Raw genomic sequence first — 19,237 nt, 5'->3', positions numbered from 1 at the left:
ACCATCCTATACAAATTTTAAAACGTTATAGATATACCGTTTCAACTATCAAAATCAATTTGCATCATAATTCCCAGAAGACGGCATTTTGATACAAATTAATTTTGAAGTTTCAAGCGGTTTATCTCTAATTATACAAATTTTATTTGCATTTGCGTTTGATGTCAAGTATTTTGCACGAACTGTCATATAAAAAGCCGAGTAAATAAGGTATAAATATAGTGAAATTTAATTTATACTTTAGTGAGGTTGATAAAATATGAATAAAACAGCATTAATTACAGGAGCATCAAGTGGGATTGGTTTGGAACTTTGCAAAATATTTGCTAGAAATAATTACAACTTAGTCATGGTCTCTCAAAATATAGAAAGACTTGAAAAAGCTAAATCAATAGTTTTAAAGGAAAATAGTAAAATAAAGGTTATTAATATTGTAAAAAATTTATCAGAGCCATTGTCATCGGAGGAAATATTTAATTATACAGAGAAAAATTCAATACAGATTGATATTTTAGTTAATAATGCAGGGATACAAGTATATGGTAATTTTCACGAAGTCAATGTAGATGATAGTTTAAATATGATGTATTTAAACATGTTTTCACTTACAAAGCTAACTAGTTTGTATGTTAAAGGTATGGTTGAAAGAGGATATGGCAAAATACTTAATTTAGGTTCTACAGGCTCTTTTCAACCTTGTCCGTTAAATTCAGTTTATTGTGCTTCTAAGGCTTTTGTGCTATATTTTTCAGAGGGAATAAAAGAAGAATTAAAGGGCACAGGTGTAACGGTCACTACTCTTTGCCCTGGAGCTACGAAGACAAGCTTTGCCAAAAGAGCAAATATTGAAAATATAAAACTTTTTAGGGGGAAACTTTTAAATGCCAGTGATGTAGCAGAAAAAGGATATAGAGCTTTAATGAACAATAAATCAATAGTTGTTACTGGAATTTATAATAAAATTATGACTGAAGCGGTGAGGTTCATTCCAAGAAATGTTGTTACAAAGCTTGGAATGAATATGATGAAAAAATAATTAATGTTTTATAACTTGGATAATTAAAAGAATAGCAGAAAGCAATCCAAATATAACCGATGCAATTCCTATTTTTGCGTGAAAAGCTAAAGAACTAGCATCATTTGTAAGTCCTTTAGCTTTAATCCAAGAACCGCAAATTAATGTTGATAATAGAAGAACAATGGTTAATATTCCTACTGTTAAAGATATTATTTTCATTTAAAACCCTCCAGTATTATTTAATAATATCGCTTATTATAGTATCAATAAGCTTATCCCTTTGTGCTTTATTGCTAATATCCATACCTGTGTATATTTGAAAATCTTCCGAACCTATATAAATTACCTGAAGTGTTGATATTATTTCAAGGGCAATTATCCTCATTTCAATTTCATTTTTTTTGCTCCCATATATTTCTCTTATTATTGGCATTATATAAAGTGGTACTTGCATATTACCTTGCTGCATAGTATGTGACACAAGTATCCTGCTGAGTTTATTGTAATGTATAGTGAAATCTACAAGTTCTTTGAGCATTTCTTTTAATTTTTGTATTGGATTTTTTGTTTCTCCGTTCTTTGATTTTTGTAAAGTTTCTGCTAGTTCACTCATGGTATCAGAAACAGCTTTGTAAAGTAAATTTTCCTTTGATTGAAAGTGATAATTTATTAGTCCAACCCCAACATTTGCTCTCTCAGCAATTTGTCGTATTGTTATTTTATCTGGTTCATCTACTTCATTTAATATATCCATGGTTACTTGTATTATTTTTTTCTTAGCATCGGTATCTTTAGAATTCATAAATTACTCCTTTATAGTTGAACTGGTTTATTTTTGTATATATTTGAACTTGATTTGAACATGTTCAGTATACCAAACTATATAAAATATGTAAATGATAGGAATTATATAAATTATAATTTGTCAGAATTGTAAGTATAGAATATTTGTTGTAATAATATACTACAAATATTCATTAATTTTATTCATTATTTTTTCCTGCATAGTTTCTATTTCACTGATTTGAATACTTCCAATTGATTCTTTTTCTTTATTAAAATCAATATTTGAAAGTAACATTTGAAGATACTCATTAGCTCTAGGAGAAGCTCCCATTGATGCTTTTACAACAGTTTCATTATCAAATTTTTCAATAATATTTTTTGCAAAATCTTTATCTAGGGTTATTATATCCTCGAAATTAAATAATTTTATTAATATTTTTTCATATAATTCAATATTATTTTCTTTTAGCAAGTTTAATAGATTAGATTTTTCTTCAGCACTTGCATTTTTTAAAGTATTAAGAAATAAATTTTCCATATTTACTTTTTGAGTATAAATGTCTTCAAAATAATTAGTAATTTTGTTTAAAAGGAAAGAGCTAATTTCTCCATTTTTAGCAATTGATTCGTAGTATTCCATTTTAAATTTATTTGGTAAAAACCTTATAATTTCATCATTACTTATATTCATAAATCTAGTTCCTTTATTCTCTAAATCATCCATTTTACATAACCATAAATCAGTATCTATTTCTTCTAGAGATATATTTAAATTCTTTATTTCATTGCATAAATCCTTAATTTCATTTAAATTACTAAGTTGTTTATCAAAATTACATATTTGCTTGGTTGATATATCACTAAGTGTAATTTTACCAGTTTGCAATAAGCGAATATTTTCAATAGAAATACCCAATTTTCTGAGTAATTTTATTTTTTTTAAAGTTTTAACATCAATAACAGAGTATTCTCTATAGCCATTTTCAAGATTTCGTTTTGGAAACAATAGTCCTTCCTTTTCATAAAATCTAATGTTTTTTGCTGATATTCCTAATATTTTTTCTACTTCTTTAATTCTCATGTTAAAGCCCCCTTAATATCATTAAATACCTTCTACAAGGTGGAATGTCAAGAAATTTATATTTAGGCATCTTAAAGAAAATAACAAGTCCAACTTTCGGCTATTTTCGCGTAATCCTTCGTCACTATAACACGCCAAGACAACCAGTATTAACGAGTTACAGTTTCTTGTATTACACAAAACTATCTCTCAATTTGGACTTATTATTTTTTTTAAGATGCCTTATTGCAGTATTTAGTTAAAATAAGATATGAATGTTTAGCAAATATTAAATGTGTTATAATATTTTTATAATAGATAAGGAGGCGTACTAATATGAAGCATGTAAATGAATATGCTAATTTGGATACTAATCATTATAAAACAATTATTATACCTGAAGAATTAATTGATGTGATAAAAGAAAAACTTGGTGATGAGTTTATATGGGATTATGATAAAAAAAGCAACTCTTTATTTTTAATGAAAAAGCCGAAGTCATATACTGATTTCTTATCTGGGTTAGGTGATGAGATGTGGCAAAGTGTTGGTGGAACGGAGTATATAAAACAGGAGAGAGATAAATGGGACAAATAGGAGAAGAATTAAAAAAGTATAAAAGGATTTTAATAGATACTAATTTGTTTATTTATCTTATGGAAAAACATCCTCAATATTTTGATATAGCTAAAGATGTCTTTCAGAAAATTGAAAAAGGGCAAGTTTATGGAATAACATCAATTTTAGTTTTAACAGAAGTTCTAACAAAACCACTTAAAGATAATAATGAAAATTTAGCACGTGCTTACAAAGCTGTAATATCGACGTTCCCAAATTTGGCAGTTAAAAGTATTGATAAAAATATAGCTATAGTAGCTGCAGAACTTAGAGCTAAATATGGATTTAAAACACCTGATGCTATTTTTATAGCAACTGGTATTGAAGAGGGTTCTGATGTATTTATAACTAAAGATATAAGGCTTAAAAACATGGAAGAAATTAAGTGTATTATAATTAATGATTATATATAAGTGTAATAGTAGAGGAAAACTATAAATGAAGTTGATTAATAATGCTAAGTAAAAATAAAATAGATAATAAACAAATGATGGAGAAGTTGACCAAAGAAACTCAATTAATAATTGATGATTTTTTGAAACATTATAAAAAGTCTTCAACAGTAAATTATATATCGGCAATTGCTAATATGTTTTATTTATTGGGAAAGAAAGATGTGAAAGATTTAGTATTTGATGATTTGAAAATAATATATAATAAATACAAAAACTTTATTGGAGGGACATAATGTTAATAAGAGAAATACAAAAGAAAGATAATGAACAAGTTGAAGCGCTTATTAGATCTTGTTTAGTAGAATTTGGTGCAAACAAGCCGGGCTGCGCTTGGACTGATCCTAATTTAGGGTGTTTTTATGAAGTTTATCAAAATGAAAAATCCAAGTATTGGGTTGTAGAAAAGGATAATAGGATAGTAGCTGGTTGTGGTATTGGACCTTTAGAAGGTGCAGAAAATGTATGTGAATTGCAGAAAATGTACTCATTAAAGGAAGCAAGGGGAACGGGAGTTGCAAGGAAATTACTTGATTTGGCTTTGGAATTTGCTAGCAGTTACTACGAAAGATGTTACCTTGAAACTTTTTCTAATATGGTTGCTGCAAATAAGTTTTATTCAAAAAATGGATTTAGTAAATTAGACAAACCTTTAATTGGAACTGAGCACTATGCTTGTGATGTGTGGTACATTAAAAATTTGTTATAAAAAAGGTTGCATAGTTTTTCTTTAAAAATCTATGCAGCCTTTTTAGTGCTTTCCTTATTTTCTTGTAAATTTAATTCTCTTATAAGATCTGGGCTAAGAGCTAATCCAAGCATCATTAAATGATCTTTGCTAAAAAATTTCTTTATAAAATCTTTCATATAAATAATCCTCCTTGTAGAAAATTTATTAATTTTTATTACATGTATATAATATTCTAATTTCAAATATAATGCAAAATGGAAATCGTTTTAATATATGAATAAAATGTTAATAAAAATTAAACAAACTGTAAAATTATTTTGTTATATATTGAAAATTGGTTTGTAAACGTATATAATAATTCGTTTTAAATTTATCAATCTCAATGTGTAGAAAGATATTGTTATGATTTATTTTCTATATATTCATGAACATATAGAAAATAAATTTAAGAGATTAGTTAATATAAATTTACTAGATGTTAATTTGATTGGATAATATATAGTATGGTAAAATTATTATAATATTATTTAAATATATAGGTACTTAAGGGGATGCTCTAGATGATTATGAATCCTAAGATAGGAGTAGGGAAGAAAAAAAGAAATGTAATTTTAGGAATAGCTATAGTAATAATGTTTGTTATTTTAATGCCGGTATTGTGTTTATTAATTAATCCAAGTACTAATAAAGATACAACCATCAAAGTAGATAAAAATAAAATAGCGAGACAAAAATTTATTAATACTGTTGCACCTTATGCTGAACAAGGCTATAAAGAATATAAAATATTTGCATCAATTACTTTAGCCCAAGCAATGCTGGAGAGCGATACAGGCAAATCCGCATTAACGAAGAAAGCCAATAATTTATTTGGTATAAAAGCCAATAAGTGGACGGGCAAGACAATAACAATGAAAACTAAAGAACATTACGGTAACTCAGATGTTGTAGTGGCAGCAGTATTTCGTTCCTATGACAGTTGGAGTGAAAGCATTGAAGATCACGTAAATTTTTTACTGAAAAATAGTACCTATAAGCAACATGGTGTATTTACAGCAGCTAACTATACGGAGCAGGCAGAAGCAATACAAGCAGCAGGCTATGCCACAGATCCCAATTATGCAAACGAGCTTATAGCATTAATAAAAAAATACAAATTAGATAAATATGATAGTGCGAAGTAACAATGCTACGAAGCATTGTTATTTTCTTTAATATGCCTTATTTGAATTTATATATTCATGTGCCCATTCGGATAGACCTGCTAAAATTGGAACAAGAGTTTTTCCCTTATCAGTAAGGGAATATTCTACTTTAGGAGGTATTTCATTATATACAACTCTATTAATAAGCTCATTTTCTTCAAGTGATTTAAGTTGCTGAGTAAGCATTTTTTGTGTTATTTTAGGCATCTTCTTTTTTAATTCCCCAAATCTTAGAGTGCTAGAACTCAAATACCAAAGAATAATTGGTTTCCATTTTCCACCTATTATATCCAAAGTCAATTCCATAGAACATTGGTATTCTGTATCTTTATATTTTATCATCAGAAACATCTCCTCAAATAGTATACAAATGGTTACTATACCACTTATAAGTGCGTACTTGTTAAGTATTACATTGATGTATATTATTATAACGTAAGTATTTTTCTTATACAAATTTTAAGTAATATGAGGTGTAGAGGATGAAATTAATTAAGGTAAATAAAGAAAAATGTATTAAATGTGGGATTTGTACAAAAGTGTGTCCAACAAAGTTTTTACATATGGAAGAGGATGGACCAAGAGAGGTTGTTGAAAAAGCTTGTATAGGTTGTGGACAATGTACGGCGGTGTGTCCTAATAGTGCAATTGATAATGTAAAGGCGCCTTTAGAAAAGCAAGTTAAATTAGAAAAATTTCCTGTTATAGATGAAATAGTAGCAGAAAAGTTTCTTAGATCACGTAGGTCAATTCGATGTTATAAGGATATACCTGTAGAAAAAGAAAAGCTCACAAGATTAGTTAATATTGCAAGGCTTGCTCCTACTGCAAGTAATAGTCAAGGAATTTCATATATTATTATTCAAAATAAAGAGTTAATTAAAAAAATGACTGAAGTTGTCATGGAATGGATGGAAGAAGAAGTAAATAAGGCATCAGGATACTGGAGTTTTTCTGCTCATGTTAAAGATTACAAGAAAAGTGGAGATGATGTAGTACTTCGAGATGCACCTAATCTAATTTTAGGAATTGCAGCTAAGGATTTTAAAAACGGTAGACAAAATACAATTTCACAGTTTACCTATATGGAGCTTTTTGCGACATCTTTAGGTTTAGGAAGTTGTTGGGCTGGATTATTTGAAATGTGTGCTTTTGCAGAATATGCACCACTGTTAAATTTGCTTAGTATTGGAAAAGATAAAATGATAACTGGAGCTGTTATGGTTGGATATCCCAAATATAAGTTTCAGAGATTAGTTAATAGAAATCCACTAGAAGTTAGCTTTGTTGAATAAACTTGTAAAGTCCATGACAAAAGTAATGCTTAGATAAAAAAATCATGACCTACTTCAATGGTAGCATATTAAAATTCCTTGTATAATAAACCTATAAGTTGAAACAGGAGGAATTTTAAAATGAATATTGTAGAGCTAAAAAATATAACTAAAAGATATGATGATAAGTTAGTTGTTGATAATATAAATATGAACATTGAAAAAGGGGAGATATTTGGTCTTCTCGGACCTAATGGTGCTGGTAAATCTACTTTGATATCAATGGTATGTGGACTTGTAAAAAAGGATAAGGGAATAATTAAAATAGGTAACTACGATATAGACAAGCAAAAAATAAAGGCAAAAGAATATATAGGACTTGTTCCACAGGAGATATGCCTTTATGAGGACTTATCGGGTTATGATAATTTAAATTTTTGGGGAAGTATGTATAAACTTAGAGGTGCAAAGCTTAAGGAAAGAATGGATGAAGTTATTGAAGCTGCAGGACTTAATGAAAAAATAAGGGAAAAGGTAAAAACTTATTCCGGTGGAATGAAAAGAAGGTTAAATATAGCAGCAGCGGTTATGCATCATCCGGAGATAATAATTATGGATGAGCCAACAGTTGGTATAGATCCTCAATCTAGGAACCATATACTTGAGTACACAATGAATTTAAATAAAAAACTTGGAACAACAATAATTTATACGACTCATTATATGGAAGAAGCAGAGCATCTTTGCAGTAAACTTGCAATAATGGATGAAGGCAAGATAATAGCGTATGGAAGCAAGGAAGATATAAAGAGAATGGTTACAGATGAAGAAAATGCAAAGATTTTTGTTGAGGGATATAAAGAAGAGATGGAACTTAAACTTAAGGAGATAGAGGGAGTTAGAAAAGTAAGCTATTCATCACCAGAATTAAGTCTAGTACTAAAAAATTCCAGTGAAAGCTTAAATTATGTTATTGAAAACTTAATTAAGTTTGGAGTAAAAATAAAAAATGTAAATATGGAAGCACCTAGTCTTGAAAATGTATTTTTAAGTTTGACTGGCAAAAGTCTTAGGGATTAGGGGGCGAAGATATGTTTAAAGCTATGTTTATAAAAGATATAAAAAATTTTTCATCTAGCATAAAGCTGTATATATTTACGATGCTTATATTTCCAATATCACTAGCATTTTTTTATGGGGCAATGTATAAAAATACTGTTAATCCAGATAGAAATTTGCAGAAGGTTAAACTTGCATTTGTAGATTATGATAAAAGCAAGTATTCTAATGGAATTGAAACAATATTTAAAAATGATAAGCTTAAAAAGTTTATAGATTTTAATAATGAAACTAATATGGAGGATATAAAAAAGAAACTTCAAAATGGGAAAATTGATGCAGCTATTGAAATACCAAAAGGATTTTCCACGAGCATCCAGAATGGTACGAAAACTAATATTAAAATGCTTAAAGCCTTGTCAGCAAGTGGGGAGACTGAAGTAGTATATGGAATAATAAATTCTTATTTGGATGTTATAAATAACAATAGTATGGTTATAAGTACTTTAAAAAGCAATGTTAATAGTAAACAAAAAGTTAATGCTATAATTTCTAAAATAGTACCTGAAACTGTAGCTTTAAGTACAGGCAATTATTCAAAAGTTACAAGTTTAAAACTCTATAAAAAAATCACTGCAACACAGTATTTTGCGGGCTCTATGCTTGCTTTTACAGGCTTTTTTATAGCAATTGTTGCAGCAACTATGATGATTAAGGAAATTAAAAATGGAACTATGAATAGGCTTATGTCCACAAGTGTAACTTATTTTAAGCTTTATGTTGAAAAACTTGTTTTAGCATTTTGTATTTCTGCAGCATTTATAGGGGCTTATGTAATTATAAATTGTGCACTTGGAATTGTTTGGAGTAAAAATTTAATTGAAATTCTTTCTATGATTATTTTGCAGGCTTTTGCTTTAACGGGAATAACAGCATTTTTGATGAGTGTATTCAAAAATACCAAAATATTAAATATGATTTGCGTTCCAATTATAATGTTATTTGCATGTTTTGGTGGCTCCTTTTATTACGTAGATAATGCTGCAATTAAGGTTAATTATATGAAATTTACATTAAATTACTGGATTGGTGATGCTTATAATAAATTAATGCTTGGAAATAGCATGTCAAGTATTACGATGAACTTGGTTATAATTTTTGCTGTTGGAGTAGTTGGAATATCAATCGGTACTTTAATAGCCAAAAGAAAAAGTAAAGTATACGGTTAAGTTGGAGGGATTTAATATGATATATATGGCATGGCTGCATTTAAAAAGACTTCTTATTCAAAGTAAAAAAGTATTTCTACTTACAATTTTAATGCCAACGGTTGTAGTTTGCCTTGTGACATTTTTGCTAAGTGGTTCTAAATCAAATGCATCTATAAATATTGGGGTAGTAAATAAAGATAGCGGAATAGAAGGAAAAGGTCTTTTGAAAAGTTTAGAGAAACAAGCTTTTGTAATAGATAAACTTTCTTATGAAGATGCAAAAACTAAAATAAAGCAAAATGTAGAAGGTCTTGTTTTAGTTATCCCGGATAACTTTACAGAGAAAATACAAAATGGAGAAAAACCATCTGTTGAAATTTTAAAAACGGAAAATGGAGATATGGATTCTTCAATTATAAATCAAGTGAATGCATATATAGGTAAGAAAATAATTGAGAATAGTACGTTAAGGAACGTTATTAAATTAGGTGTTAAGGTAGATAAGAATAAATTTAACAGTGATATGAAAAAAGCTTCAAATGATAAATATGTTACTGTAAGCTCAAACTATATTACGCATGCTGGAGTACAAAATTTAGCGGGAACTGTGTCTTCAAATTTAATTGTAAGTTTTTTAATGTATTCAATGATGTACATTGTTATGGATTTATATGCACTTAGAAAGGAAAAAATACTTTTTAGAAGCTTATCTACTCCAAATTCCAATTCAGAAATACTTGGGTCAATATTTTTATCAATGTTTGTGATTTTATTTATGCAGTCCGCACTACTTGTCACTATAACAAAGTTTGTATTTAATATTTACTGGGGAAAATCTATGCTTTCTGTTATGCTTGTATTTTTAGCACTTGATTTAGTAGTTTTGAGTGCTGGAATTGTTGCTGCAAGATGGGCTAAAAGTGAAGAACAAATATCACCCATAGTATCGCTTATGGTTACCTTAACTTGTGCAATAGGTGGAAGCTTTATGCCGCTTGATCAAATCCCTAATTTCCCAGAAGCTTTAAAGAAAATATCATATTTTACTCCACAAAACTGGGCAATATCAGCATTAAATGATGTAATACTTAAAAATTCAGGAGTTTTTGATATTCTTCCAAAACTTTTTATATTGCTTTTATTTGCAGGAGTATTCTTTGCAGCAGGAGCATTACAATTTCGAGAAACCGCGAAGTAACAAAGCTTCGTCACACTAAAAAAATTCTATGACTATGACCAAAGTAATGCTGTATAATATTAACTTCATGACTTAGTTCAATGGTGGCATTTAGAAAATCTCTGTATAATAAACTCATAAATTAAATGAGTGAGGGGATTTGCATATGGAAACATTGTTTTATAAATTAGGATATAAGGAAAATGAAAAATTAAGCTTTCTTAATAAAGGACGCTGCGGTATGTGGCTTATATGGATTGGCGTTATAATTATATTTGGTACTATAACTGGTGGGAGTAATTGTTTAAATCCTTTTGTATTTGGAGTGGGATATAGCTTTGGGATGTTTATGATGCTTAGAAGTAAATTCGTAGAAAAACATTTTTCTCTTGGAGAGAACTCAAAGTTTCAAAATAGAATATCATGTATATCAATACTATTTATGTTTATAATTATGTTATTAATATCAGGAAGATATTTTGCAACTTATAATTACAGAATGATATGGCTTGGAGCATTACTTGCAACAGCAATTCACTTTATTCCGTTTTCACTTGTTCATGGAAAACTTCTTTTGATTTTATCGATTCCTTTAGCTATCAATTCATTAGTTGGAATGTTTGAACCAAGTGTTAGCTTTTATTATTTTGGAATTATAGATGGAATTATTAAGGTTATATTTGGTATTATACTTATAAAAACTAGAAAAATAATTAGTGAATAAAAAATAATTGCTAGTATTTTGAGGTTGTAATAAAAAACAATTGATTTGTCTTAAATGGGACAAGTCAATTGTTTTTTTATTTGGCTATGTTTTAAATAAGTGTTGATTTTCACACTTGTTTAAAACATAGCCTTTATTTCATTTTTTATATCAATAATCCTCTTATTTAATAATGGATGCAATTTATATGGAGCTATATCACATAATGGCTCTAATACAAAAAGTCTTTCTTGCATTCTTGGGTGAGGTATTATTATGTGTTCATCCTCTGTTACAATGTCATCATATAAGAGTATGTCTAAATCAATTGTTCTTGGTCCCCAGTGAATTTTTCTTTCTCTTTTAAGCTTTTTTTCAATTTCAAGAAGAAAATCCATTAATTCTGAAGGTGACATTAAGGTTTTGATTTCTGCAGCTGCATTTAAAAAGTCGTCTTGATCTAAATAGCCAACAGGAGCAGTTGTGTAAAAATTTGAAACCTTACATAATTTACATAGAGGATTTAAATCAATTAAGTTTAAGGCATCCTCTAAGTTTTTCTTCTTATCTCCGAGGTTAGAGCCAAGGGCAAGGTAAACTGAATGTAAGGAACGCTCTATTTGTACAGCAACATAATCTAATGGCTTTAAAATAGGAGCCCAAGGTTTTTTTAAAGTTAATTTTACTGTTTTTACGAGGTTGTAATTAAGTAAAATAAATTCGGCAGTTTTTTCAGCAGCAGTTTCTATGAGGTCATATTTTTCTTTTTTAAATTCAATTTCAACCTTGCTGCAAAGTTCAGCATAATTTACTGTTTTGCTTAAATCATCTGTAGTACCAGCTTTTTTTAAGTTAAGGTCAAGTTCTAAAGACAATAAAAATTTTTGACCTAATTTTTTTTCTTCTTCTAAAACTCCATGATGAGCAAATACTTCTAAATCTTTAATAAATATCTTATCCAAAATACTATCTCCTAACTATGGCATCTGTCATTACACAGGCTCTTTTATTTTCTAGTACATCATGAACTCTTACAAAGTCGCAGCCTTTCATTATTCCAATTACAGAGGTTGCAACAGTTCCTTCTACTCTTTCTTCTGGTGGCAGGCTTAGCGTATTTCCTATCATTGATTTTCTAGAAGTTCCAAGAAGTACTGGATAATTTAGTCCTTTAAGCTTTTCTAAATTATTCATTAAGATAAGGTTTTGTTCATAACTTTTGGCAAAGCCTATGCCAGGGTCAAGTATTATATTTTCAGCTTTAACTCCTGCATTTAAGGCTATATCTATACTTTCATTAAGATCATTAAGGACATCTGTTAAAAAATCTTTGTAATTTGTATCGGCTCTATTGTGCATAAGGCAGCAGGGAACATCATATTTTGCGGCAACCTTTGAAATATAAGAATCTTTCTTGAAGCCCCAAACATCGTTAATTAAAGCAGCACCAGCTTTAACTGCAAGCTCTGCAACCTCTCCCTTATAAGTGTCAATTGAAATAGGTATATCAATTTCCTTTGATAAAGCTTCTATTACAGGTATAACTCTTTTAATTTCTTCCTCACAAGGAACAGGAGTGTGAGTTGGCCTAGTTGACTCACCGCCTATATCTATTATATCAGCACCTTGCTCTAGCATTTCTTTTGCATGCTTTAATGCCTTTTCAATATTGTTAAATTTGCCACCATCAGAAAATGAATCCGGCGTTACATTTAAAATTCCCATAATATAAGTTCTTTCACCAAGGTTAAAGTTTTTATTTCCAATTTTCATTTGTATTAACTCCTTAAAATGTTATATCAAAATTTTTTTTATCATCAGCCCAATTGCATTCATTTAAAGCCTTGCATTTAAAGCATTTTCGCGAAAGTTTATCACTTTTATACAATATATGGCTTAAATTTGAAGCTGTATTTTCTTGCCGGTGATTTTTTATGGCAGTGGTTATTAAGCTTATTTCAGCTTCATTAAAATTAGCAGTTTTTAAAATTTCTACAGCAAGTTTTGCACTTGCCTCATTGTGAGAAATACCATTTTCATATTGCTGCCACTTTCCAATGTCATGTAAAAGTGCTGCTGCATAGATTATATCCTTTTTTAAGTTTAATTTTTCCTCAAGTGATATTATGTATGCAATTCTAGCCACATCTAAAAAATGGTTTATGTTGTGACGGCAAAATTTTCTGTGCTTTTCTAGAACTTTATTTTTAGCTAAGTATTCATTGAATTTATTATTGTGAAATATTAGATTTATTCTATCCTGTTTATCCATAGCTAACTCCTATGCTGATATTTTTTAGAATATTATATCATAAAAAATAGTGATAGAGTTAAAACAGTTCAATTAAAGATAAACCACCGTGAAAATTGAAATTACAAATACCAAGTGGTTTGTCTTTATATGGCTTTTAAAAATTAAATTAATAAATTAACAGAAATAAATATATCAAATTGCATGTACTTTTAATATAATAATACTAAAAGCATAGAATATATAAGCATATTGTAATATAATAATAAATGTAAACAAAGTCAAATGAGTACAACTTTTTTAAATATATATAAAATATGATAATAATGAGGATACGGTTATGAAGAATAAAATTAAAACAGTTTTTATTGATAGAGATGGAACAATGGGCGGGGGCAGTGAAGTAATTTATCCTGGTGATTTTGAATTATATTCATTTACAAAGGAAGCATTTAAGATACTTAAAGCTCATAAAGTAAAAATTTTTGCATTTACTAATCAACCAGGAATTTCACTTGGAAAAGCTACAATAGGAAATTTTTTAGAGGAATTGTTAGGGTTTGGAGTAGACAATGCATATATATGCCCTCATAGTCCTAAAGAGCATTGTAACTGTAGAAAGCCTGAAACAGGTTTATTACTAAAAGCATCAGAGGAATATAAATTAAATTTTTCAGAATGTATGGTAATTGGTGATAGGTTAACTGATATGCAAGCAGCTGAAAAGGTAGAGGCACACAAAATATTAGTAGAAACTGGTGTTGGAAGCGATTCTTTAAAAGCAAACGAAAAACAGGATGGAAAAGTGCAAATAGATTATTCGGCTAAAAATCTTTTAGATGCTGTAAAATGGATGGTAGTAGAAAATTATTTATAAAATTATTTAAACATTGGGAACTATTATTCAGAGTACAAAGTACAAAGTATAAAGTACAAAGAAGGATGATTTACCTTTCCTTACGTCAGGTAAATCTTAAACTTAACTGTTGTTAGCTTCGCTGACAACAGTAATGATGCGATTGCGTAAGCAATCAAAAATAAGTTATAAGATTTTCTGTAGCAAAGCGGAAGAAAATCATCCTTCTTTGTACTCTGTACTTTATACTTTGTACTTTGGTTTAATATTTCGCAATATATTTACCTGATTACAGTAACCTGTTTGTTTGCACAATCTATTTTTAGAATATTTGCAGCAGACCATTTTTTATATAAGGTTTCCCCAGCCCCTATAACGGCAGGAATGCCAAGTTCTCCAGCTCTTATTGCCATGTGTGAGTTTATTCCGCCATACATTGTAATAAAACCAGCAATGTCATGCAAAAATATCCAATCGTATCCTGGGTCTGCCTCAGGAATCATTAGTATGCTATTTTTTAGATTTTGTTTAGAAGTATCTATGTTTTTAATTTTTGATATTACTGATTTTTGTGTAATAAAATTAGGCTCTGATCTTGGTACATGAAATGCTAAAATATCAGCACAATTTACTATAAGCGGCGGAAGTATAACTTGTTTTGTAGTTTCGTATATTTTCTTACCTTCGTTTATGCTATTGGCTAAAGTTAGCTTTACATTTTTGTTAGAGGAATACAATTCGTTTATGCAATTAATATTTGCATATGAGCAATCTTCAAGTGTAAAATTATTTTTAAAGCCAAGTTCTTTGAATAGTAAAAGAGCATCGCTTAGATTATGAGTAAATATAAATTTTGAGTATTCTCTAAATTCTATGGAGGTTTTAATAAAATCAAATAATTCTACGCAGCTACAATTAAAATTATATGTTTTTAACAGTTTATCTATTTTAGAAATTTGACTTGAAGATAAGCTAAAATTTGTATTAGTATAGTTTTTTTCACTATTTGAAGTACCCCAATCAAAGTATAAGTCAGGTTTTTCATCATACCTTGAAGAAAGAATATCATAGGTTCCCGGTCTTAAATGACCATATCTATTTAAAAAGTCTTCCTTACTTATATGATTAAAATCGTATCTAATTTTAGAGCTTACGGTGTTAAGTGATTTCATAAAACATTGATAATCATTTTGAGACAAAACACCATTATTAACGAGAGAATTTAAGAATTCTATAGCTATAAATCCACAGCGCGCTAGACCTGCAAACGGCAAGGTACCATAAGTGCTGCAATCCTTAAGTAACCAGTATATTTTGGAAATTATGTCTAAATTACTATTGTAAATTAATTCTCTTCTTTTTTTTAGTTCCATAATTTTTTGTATATCATTTTTCCACAGCTTATTGCTGTCAGTTATTATATTATTGGTTAACCTTTGAAGACTATCACTTAATTCTTTACATTCAATTTTATTAAAACCTTTACATAAAAGTTCATTAAGTTTTTTTTCAGTGTCAAAGGTGTAACACGAAAATACTATTTTAAATTCTATTTTATCATGATAGCTAGGAAATTTTATAAGAGAGTTTATATAATAGTTAACTAGTTTTTCACATAAGTTTTTTGATAAGTTAGCTGGTAAAAATGAGTTAAAGCTTGCTCGCAAGTCTATATAAGGTAATCCGTAAAAATCTATTAATAAGGGAAAACCTATAACATTTTTATAACCATATTCATTTCTTTGATATGCCCAAATTTCATCTGTAATTAATTTTTTATAAAGCGATAATGCCAAAGGTTTTGGTCTAATACCTATGATTTCAGCAGGATTCCAATCGGCCATTACACCATAAATAGTTTTATCACCATATAAATAGGGATGCTTTGTATTAAGTTGCTGTATCTTTTGTTTTAATTCGTAAATAAAATCCTTATTTTTAGTATTGTGAGTGGCTAAGTTTACAATAAGTGGTCTTACTTGAAGAAGGTATAAATCGTCCATATCATCAAATGCAAATTCAATATCTAATGAATCTGTGGAAAGTAAACTTTCAAGTTCCTTAATTAAATTTACAATATGAAGAAGTTTTTTATCTATATTAGGAGGTACTTTGGAATGCTTATAATAATAAAAGGTTTTTAAATTATTAGTTTTCCCAGAAGTAACGGAATCTGTAGTATATGTGTAATCATCATAGTTTATAACGATATAGTCACTGCAAGAATTAGGATCTTTACTAAAAGCAACACCACTGAACTTTACATTTTTCAGCATAGGTTGAATAAAAACTTGATCTTTTAAATTTAAAGATTTATAAGATTCTATAACCTTTGTAATTGCAGTGCATATTTGAGTTTCACCAACAACATTAGGTATAGAAAGAAAGCACCCAGCTAATGAATGGATTGAATTATCTTCAGATGTAGAGCTACTTCTTACTATTAGAGGAATGTTAATCCAATTTTTTTCTTTTATTAAATTAACTATTTTATGACTATTGTTAATCCATTCAGTTACGGTTAAGCGTATTTGAGGAATAATTTTAGCATTAGTAATGACCTTAGATAAGTATTCAAGAGTTTCAGATTTTGTACCAAAAATAATCATATTTTTCCCCCCCCCATATATATATGCAATATATAATATTAATGCATTTTGAGCGAAATTACAATATTTACAAAAAAAATAGCATTGCAAAAATAATACATAATTTATTTGCAATTTTTTTCTTAATGTGGTAAATTAAAAATGTAAAATTTAATAGTGTAGCTGGGGAGCCTGTTGACAGGCTGAGAGTGGAATGTGATTCCAGACCCTCATAACCTGATTTGGATAATGCCAACGTAGGGAATAGTTAATTCATATTTAACATAAAGTTCTGCGCAGAATTTGTGTATTTAGAATATGGAAAATAGTAGATTATGAGGGAAACAGTTTTTGTTTCTCTCTTTTTATTTTTTAAATAAAGATAAACCACCGTGAAACTTGAAATTAATTTGTACCAAAATGCCATATTCTAAGGCTATGGTGCACATAAATTTCAATAGTTGAACTGGTTTAACTATAATTGAGGTGGGTTTATGATAGTAAATGGAAAAGAAATGAACTTTAAAGAAGGTATTACCGTTAAAGAACTGCTAAAGGAAATTAAGCTTGATGAAGACAAAGTAGTGGTAGAAGTAGACTTGGAGATAATAAATAAAAATGAATATAATCAAAAAAAACTTTCTACAACTTCAAAGGTAGAACTCATAAGGTTTGTTGGAGGCGGCTAAGGTGAAAATTTATGTTAATGAAGAATTAAAAGACGTTTCTAATGAAAGTACACTTTTTAGTCTTAAAGAGCAAATAAAAAAAGATGCGGATTTAGTTATATATAATGGTTTTATTGTAAAAGAGGATTTAGCGTTAAAAGCTGGTGATAGTATTGTATTTATAAAAAAGGGCGAAATTCCAAGTAAAGAAGAGATGGAAGCACAGCTTGTGGCTAGGCATACACCTAATGTTCATGAAAAAGTTAAAAAAGTTTCTGTTGGAATAGCTGGGCTTGGGGGACTTGGCTCCAACGTGGCAGTATCACTAGCGAGAATTGGCATAGGCAGGCTTTTATTGGTGGATTTTGATATTGTTGAACCAAGCAACCTCAATAGACAACAGTATTTTGTTAAGCATATTGGTATGAAAAAAACTGATGCCTTAAAGGAGATAATATCCTGGTGCAATCCTTTTGTTAAGGTTGACACAGTAGATACCTTTATAGATGAAAATAATACAGCAGATATTTTTAATGATGTGGATATAATTGTTGAAGCTTTTGACAATCCTGTTTCAAAAGCACTAATTACAAATGAAGTACTTACAAAAATGAAGAATAAAAAGATAGTTGCAGCTTCAGGTATGGCTGGATATTTTTCAAGTAATTCAATTTGCACAACTAAAATAAATGATAGCTTTTATTTAGTTGGTGACAGAGAAAATGGTGCTGGACCAGGCATGGGACTTATGGCACCAAGAGTTTCTATAGCAGCAAATCATGAGGCAAATGCAGTCCTAAGAATAATAATGGGTGAAGAATAAAATTTGGAGGTTTTAATAAATGGATGAACTTATTATAGGAGGAACTAAGCTTAAAAATAGACTTTTTGTTGGAACAGGTAAGTTAAGTTCTAATAAAATAATTCCTGAAATTATGGAAAAAACAAGGGCAGAAGTTTTAACTGTTGCTCTTAGAAGAGTAGATACTACTTCTAGCGAAGAAGACAACATACTTAATTTTGTTAATAAGGATTTAAAGCTTTTGCCAAATACATCGGGTGCTAGAAATGCAGAGGAAGCTATAAGACTTGCTAAAATTGCAAAGGCAGCAGGTTGCGGAAACTGGATTAAAATAGAGGTTATTTCAGATAATAAATATTTGCTGCCAGATAATTATGAAACTATAAAGGCTACAGAAGCACTTGCAAAGGAAGGTTTCGTTGTACTTCCATATATAAATCCTGATTTAATGGATGCAAGAAGACTTGTAAATGTGGGAGCAGCTGCAGTAATGCCGCTTGGAGCCCCTATTGGTACTAATAGAGGTCTTAGAACAAAAGAAATGATAAAAATTTTAATCGAAGAAATAAATGAAGTTCCTGTAGTAGTAGATGCTGGGATTGGCAAGCCTTCCGATGCAGCACTTGCTATGGAGATGGGGGCTGATGCCGTTCTTGTAAATACAGCTATAGCAACAGCCGATAATCCTGTACTAATGGCGGAGGCATTTTCTCTTGCAGTTGAAGCAGGAAGAAAAGCATATATAGCAAAGCTTGGTGGCAAAAGAGAATATGCTGAAGCTTCATCACCGCTTACTGGATTTTTAAGATAGGAAGTGT

Annotated in this window: 24 protein-coding genes and 1 riboswitch; of the genes, 15 read left to right on the top strand and 9 right to left on the bottom strand. The window is 29.3% G+C overall.

Annotated features, from left to right (window positions below; translation table 11 throughout):
* Window positions 1-259 precede the first annotated feature (259 nt).
* Entirely contained in the window at window positions 260-1,036 is a 777-nt protein-coding gene (locus CUEA01_RS14605; RefSeq protein WP_234122427.1) for an SDR family NAD(P)-dependent oxidoreductase, read from the top strand.
* Here the strand turns inward: CUEA01_RS14605 and CUEA01_RS14600 are convergent, their stop codons facing one another.
* From CUEA01_RS14600 to CUEA01_RS14590, 3 genes are all read right to left on the bottom strand, one after another.
* The gene (locus CUEA01_RS14600) at window positions 1,037-1,237 is read right to left on the bottom strand and encodes a hypothetical protein (RefSeq protein ID WP_234122426.1); all 201 of its coding nucleotides are present in this window, start codon (window positions 1,235-1,237) and stop codon (window positions 1,037-1,039) included.
* Between the two features lie 16 nt (window positions 1,238-1,253).
* Window positions 1,254-1,820 carry a TetR/AcrR family transcriptional regulator gene (locus CUEA01_RS14595; protein WP_234122425.1) on the bottom strand — a complete coding sequence of 189 codons (567 nt, stop codon included), beginning with the start codon at window positions 1,818-1,820 and terminating at the stop codon, window positions 1,254-1,256.
* Between the two features lie 162 nt (window positions 1,821-1,982).
* Entirely contained in the window at window positions 1,983-2,885 is a 903-nt protein-coding gene (locus CUEA01_RS14590; RefSeq protein WP_234122424.1) for a MerR family transcriptional regulator, read from the bottom strand.
* Window positions 2,886-3,200: 315 nt separating this feature from the next.
* Here CUEA01_RS14590 and CUEA01_RS14585 point away from each other — a divergent pair, with 315 nt between their 5' ends.
* Genes CUEA01_RS14585 through CUEA01_RS14570 form a run of 4 tightly spaced genes read left to right on the top strand, consistent with a single transcriptional unit; the run spans window position 3,201 to window position 4,643 of the window.
* Window positions 3,201-3,461, top strand: coding sequence for a hypothetical protein (locus CUEA01_RS14585; protein ID WP_234122423.1), 261 nt, complete (start codon window positions 3,201-3,203; stop codon window positions 3,459-3,461).
* Window positions 3,449-3,895 carry a type II toxin-antitoxin system VapC family toxin gene (locus tag CUEA01_RS14580; protein WP_234122422.1) on the top strand — a complete coding sequence of 149 codons (447 nt, stop codon included), beginning with the start codon at window positions 3,449-3,451 and terminating at the stop codon, window positions 3,893-3,895. The genes CUEA01_RS14585 and CUEA01_RS14580 overlap by 13 nt, the downstream gene beginning before the upstream one ends.
* A gap of 41 nt (window positions 3,896-3,936) precedes the next feature.
* Window positions 3,937-4,170, top strand: a complete 234-nt coding sequence (locus CUEA01_RS14575; protein ID WP_234122421.1) for a hypothetical protein — start codon at window positions 3,937-3,939, stop codon at window positions 4,168-4,170.
* Window positions 4,170-4,643, top strand: a complete 474-nt coding sequence (locus CUEA01_RS14570; protein ID WP_234122420.1) for a GNAT family N-acetyltransferase — start codon at window positions 4,170-4,172, stop codon at window positions 4,641-4,643. The genes CUEA01_RS14575 and CUEA01_RS14570 overlap by 1 nt, the downstream gene beginning before the upstream one ends.
* Window positions 4,644-4,672: 29 nt before the next feature.
* On the opposite strand, the gene CUEA01_RS24960 is transcribed toward CUEA01_RS14570, so the two are convergent.
* On the bottom strand, window positions 4,673-4,801 hold the full coding sequence (locus tag CUEA01_RS24960) for a hypothetical protein (protein ID WP_268906186.1): 129 nt from the start codon (window positions 4,799-4,801) through the stop codon (window positions 4,673-4,675).
* Window positions 4,802-5,185: 384 nt separating this feature from the next.
* On the opposite strand from CUEA01_RS24960, the gene CUEA01_RS14565 reads away from it, so the two are divergent.
* Window positions 5,186-5,809, top strand: a complete 624-nt coding sequence (locus CUEA01_RS14565) for a glycoside hydrolase family 73 protein (protein ID WP_234122419.1) — start codon at window positions 5,186-5,188, stop codon at window positions 5,807-5,809.
* Window positions 5,810-5,836: 27 nt separating this feature from the next.
* Here the strand turns inward: CUEA01_RS14565 and CUEA01_RS14560 are convergent, their stop codons facing one another.
* Window positions 5,837-6,172 (bottom strand): winged helix-turn-helix transcriptional regulator, encoded by a 336-nt coding sequence (locus CUEA01_RS14560; RefSeq protein ID WP_234122418.1) that lies wholly within the window; start codon window positions 6,170-6,172, stop codon window positions 5,837-5,839.
* Window positions 6,173-6,312: 140 nt separating this feature from the next.
* Between CUEA01_RS14560 and CUEA01_RS14555 the strand changes: the two genes are divergently transcribed.
* From CUEA01_RS14555 to CUEA01_RS14535, 5 genes are all read left to right on the top strand, one after another.
* A complete protein-coding gene (locus CUEA01_RS14555) occupies window positions 6,313-7,125 on the top strand; it encodes a nitroreductase family protein (protein WP_234122417.1) in 813 nt (270 codons plus the stop codon).
* Between the two features lie 120 nt (window positions 7,126-7,245).
* Window positions 7,246-8,184, top strand: coding sequence for an ABC transporter ATP-binding protein (locus CUEA01_RS14550; protein ID WP_234122416.1), 939 nt, complete (start codon window positions 7,246-7,248; stop codon window positions 8,182-8,184).
* Between the two features lie 11 nt (window positions 8,185-8,195).
* Window positions 8,196-9,392, top strand: coding sequence for an ABC transporter permease (locus tag CUEA01_RS14545; protein WP_234122415.1), 1,197 nt, complete (start codon window positions 8,196-8,198; stop codon window positions 9,390-9,392).
* A 16-nt stretch (window positions 9,393-9,408) separates the two neighbouring features.
* Complete coding sequence (locus CUEA01_RS14540) at window positions 9,409-10,572, top strand: ABC transporter permease (protein ID WP_234122414.1); 1,164 nt, start codon at window positions 9,409-9,411, stop codon at window positions 10,570-10,572.
* A 145-nt stretch (window positions 10,573-10,717) separates the two neighbouring features.
* On the top strand, window positions 10,718-11,275 hold the full coding sequence (locus CUEA01_RS14535; protein WP_234122413.1) for a DUF6609 family protein: 558 nt from the start codon (window positions 10,718-10,720) through the stop codon (window positions 11,273-11,275).
* A gap of 119 nt (window positions 11,276-11,394) precedes the next feature.
* Here CUEA01_RS14535 and folK read toward each other — a convergent pair whose 3' ends face one another.
* Genes folK through CUEA01_RS14520 form a run of 3 tightly spaced genes read right to left on the bottom strand, consistent with a single transcriptional unit; the run spans window position 11,395 to window position 13,526 of the window.
* Window positions 11,395-12,216 (bottom strand): 2-amino-4-hydroxy-6-hydroxymethyldihydropteridine diphosphokinase, encoded by an 822-nt coding sequence (gene folK, locus CUEA01_RS14530; RefSeq protein ID WP_234122412.1) that lies wholly within the window; start codon window positions 12,214-12,216, stop codon window positions 11,395-11,397.
* A gap of 4 nt (window positions 12,217-12,220) precedes the next feature.
* Window positions 12,221-13,027: a dihydropteroate synthase gene (folP, locus tag CUEA01_RS14525; RefSeq protein WP_234122411.1), complete on the bottom strand. Its 807-nt coding sequence runs from the start codon at window positions 13,025-13,027 to the stop codon at window positions 12,221-12,223.
* A gap of 13 nt (window positions 13,028-13,040) precedes the next feature.
* Complete coding sequence (locus CUEA01_RS14520) at window positions 13,041-13,526, bottom strand: HD domain-containing protein (RefSeq protein WP_234122410.1); 486 nt, start codon at window positions 13,524-13,526, stop codon at window positions 13,041-13,043.
* A 319-nt stretch (window positions 13,527-13,845) separates the two neighbouring features.
* On the opposite strand from CUEA01_RS14520, the gene CUEA01_RS14515 reads away from it, so the two are divergent.
* Window positions 13,846-14,382, top strand: a complete 537-nt coding sequence (locus tag CUEA01_RS14515; protein WP_234122409.1) for an HAD-IIIA family hydrolase — start codon at window positions 13,846-13,848, stop codon at window positions 14,380-14,382.
* A 260-nt stretch (window positions 14,383-14,642) separates the two neighbouring features.
* On the opposite strand, the gene CUEA01_RS14510 is transcribed toward CUEA01_RS14515, so the two are convergent.
* On the bottom strand, window positions 14,643-16,970 hold the full coding sequence (locus CUEA01_RS14510; RefSeq protein ID WP_234122408.1) for a PEP/pyruvate-binding domain-containing protein: 2,328 nt from the start codon (window positions 16,968-16,970) through the stop codon (window positions 14,643-14,645).
* A 153-nt stretch (window positions 16,971-17,123) separates the two neighbouring features.
* A riboswitch (TPP riboswitch) is annotated at window positions 17,124-17,230 on the top strand.
* 213 nt (window positions 17,231-17,443) lie between these two features.
* Between CUEA01_RS14510 and thiS the strand changes: the two genes are divergently transcribed.
* The 3 genes from thiS to CUEA01_RS14495 are packed head-to-tail and all read left to right on the top strand — an operon-like array spanning window position 17,444 to window position 19,230.
* On the top strand, window positions 17,444-17,638 hold the full coding sequence (gene thiS, locus CUEA01_RS14505) for a sulfur carrier protein ThiS (RefSeq protein ID WP_234122407.1): 195 nt from the start codon (window positions 17,444-17,446) through the stop codon (window positions 17,636-17,638).
* A gap of 1 nt (window position 17,639) precedes the next feature.
* Entirely contained in the window at window positions 17,640-18,440 is an 801-nt protein-coding gene (thiF, locus tag CUEA01_RS14500; protein ID WP_234122406.1) for a sulfur carrier protein ThiS adenylyltransferase ThiF, read from the top strand.
* Between the two features lie 19 nt (window positions 18,441-18,459).
* A complete protein-coding gene (locus CUEA01_RS14495; RefSeq protein WP_234122405.1) occupies window positions 18,460-19,230 on the top strand; it encodes a thiazole synthase in 771 nt (256 codons plus the stop codon).
* Window positions 19,231-19,237: the final 7 nt, after the last annotated feature.

This window comes from Clostridium hydrogenum (assembly GCF_021432385.1).
GTDB classification, from domain to species: domain Bacteria; phylum Bacillota; class Clostridia; order Clostridiales; family Clostridiaceae; genus Clostridium_S; species Clostridium_S hydrogenum.
This window is presented reverse-complemented; position numbering and strand designations above follow the sequence as displayed.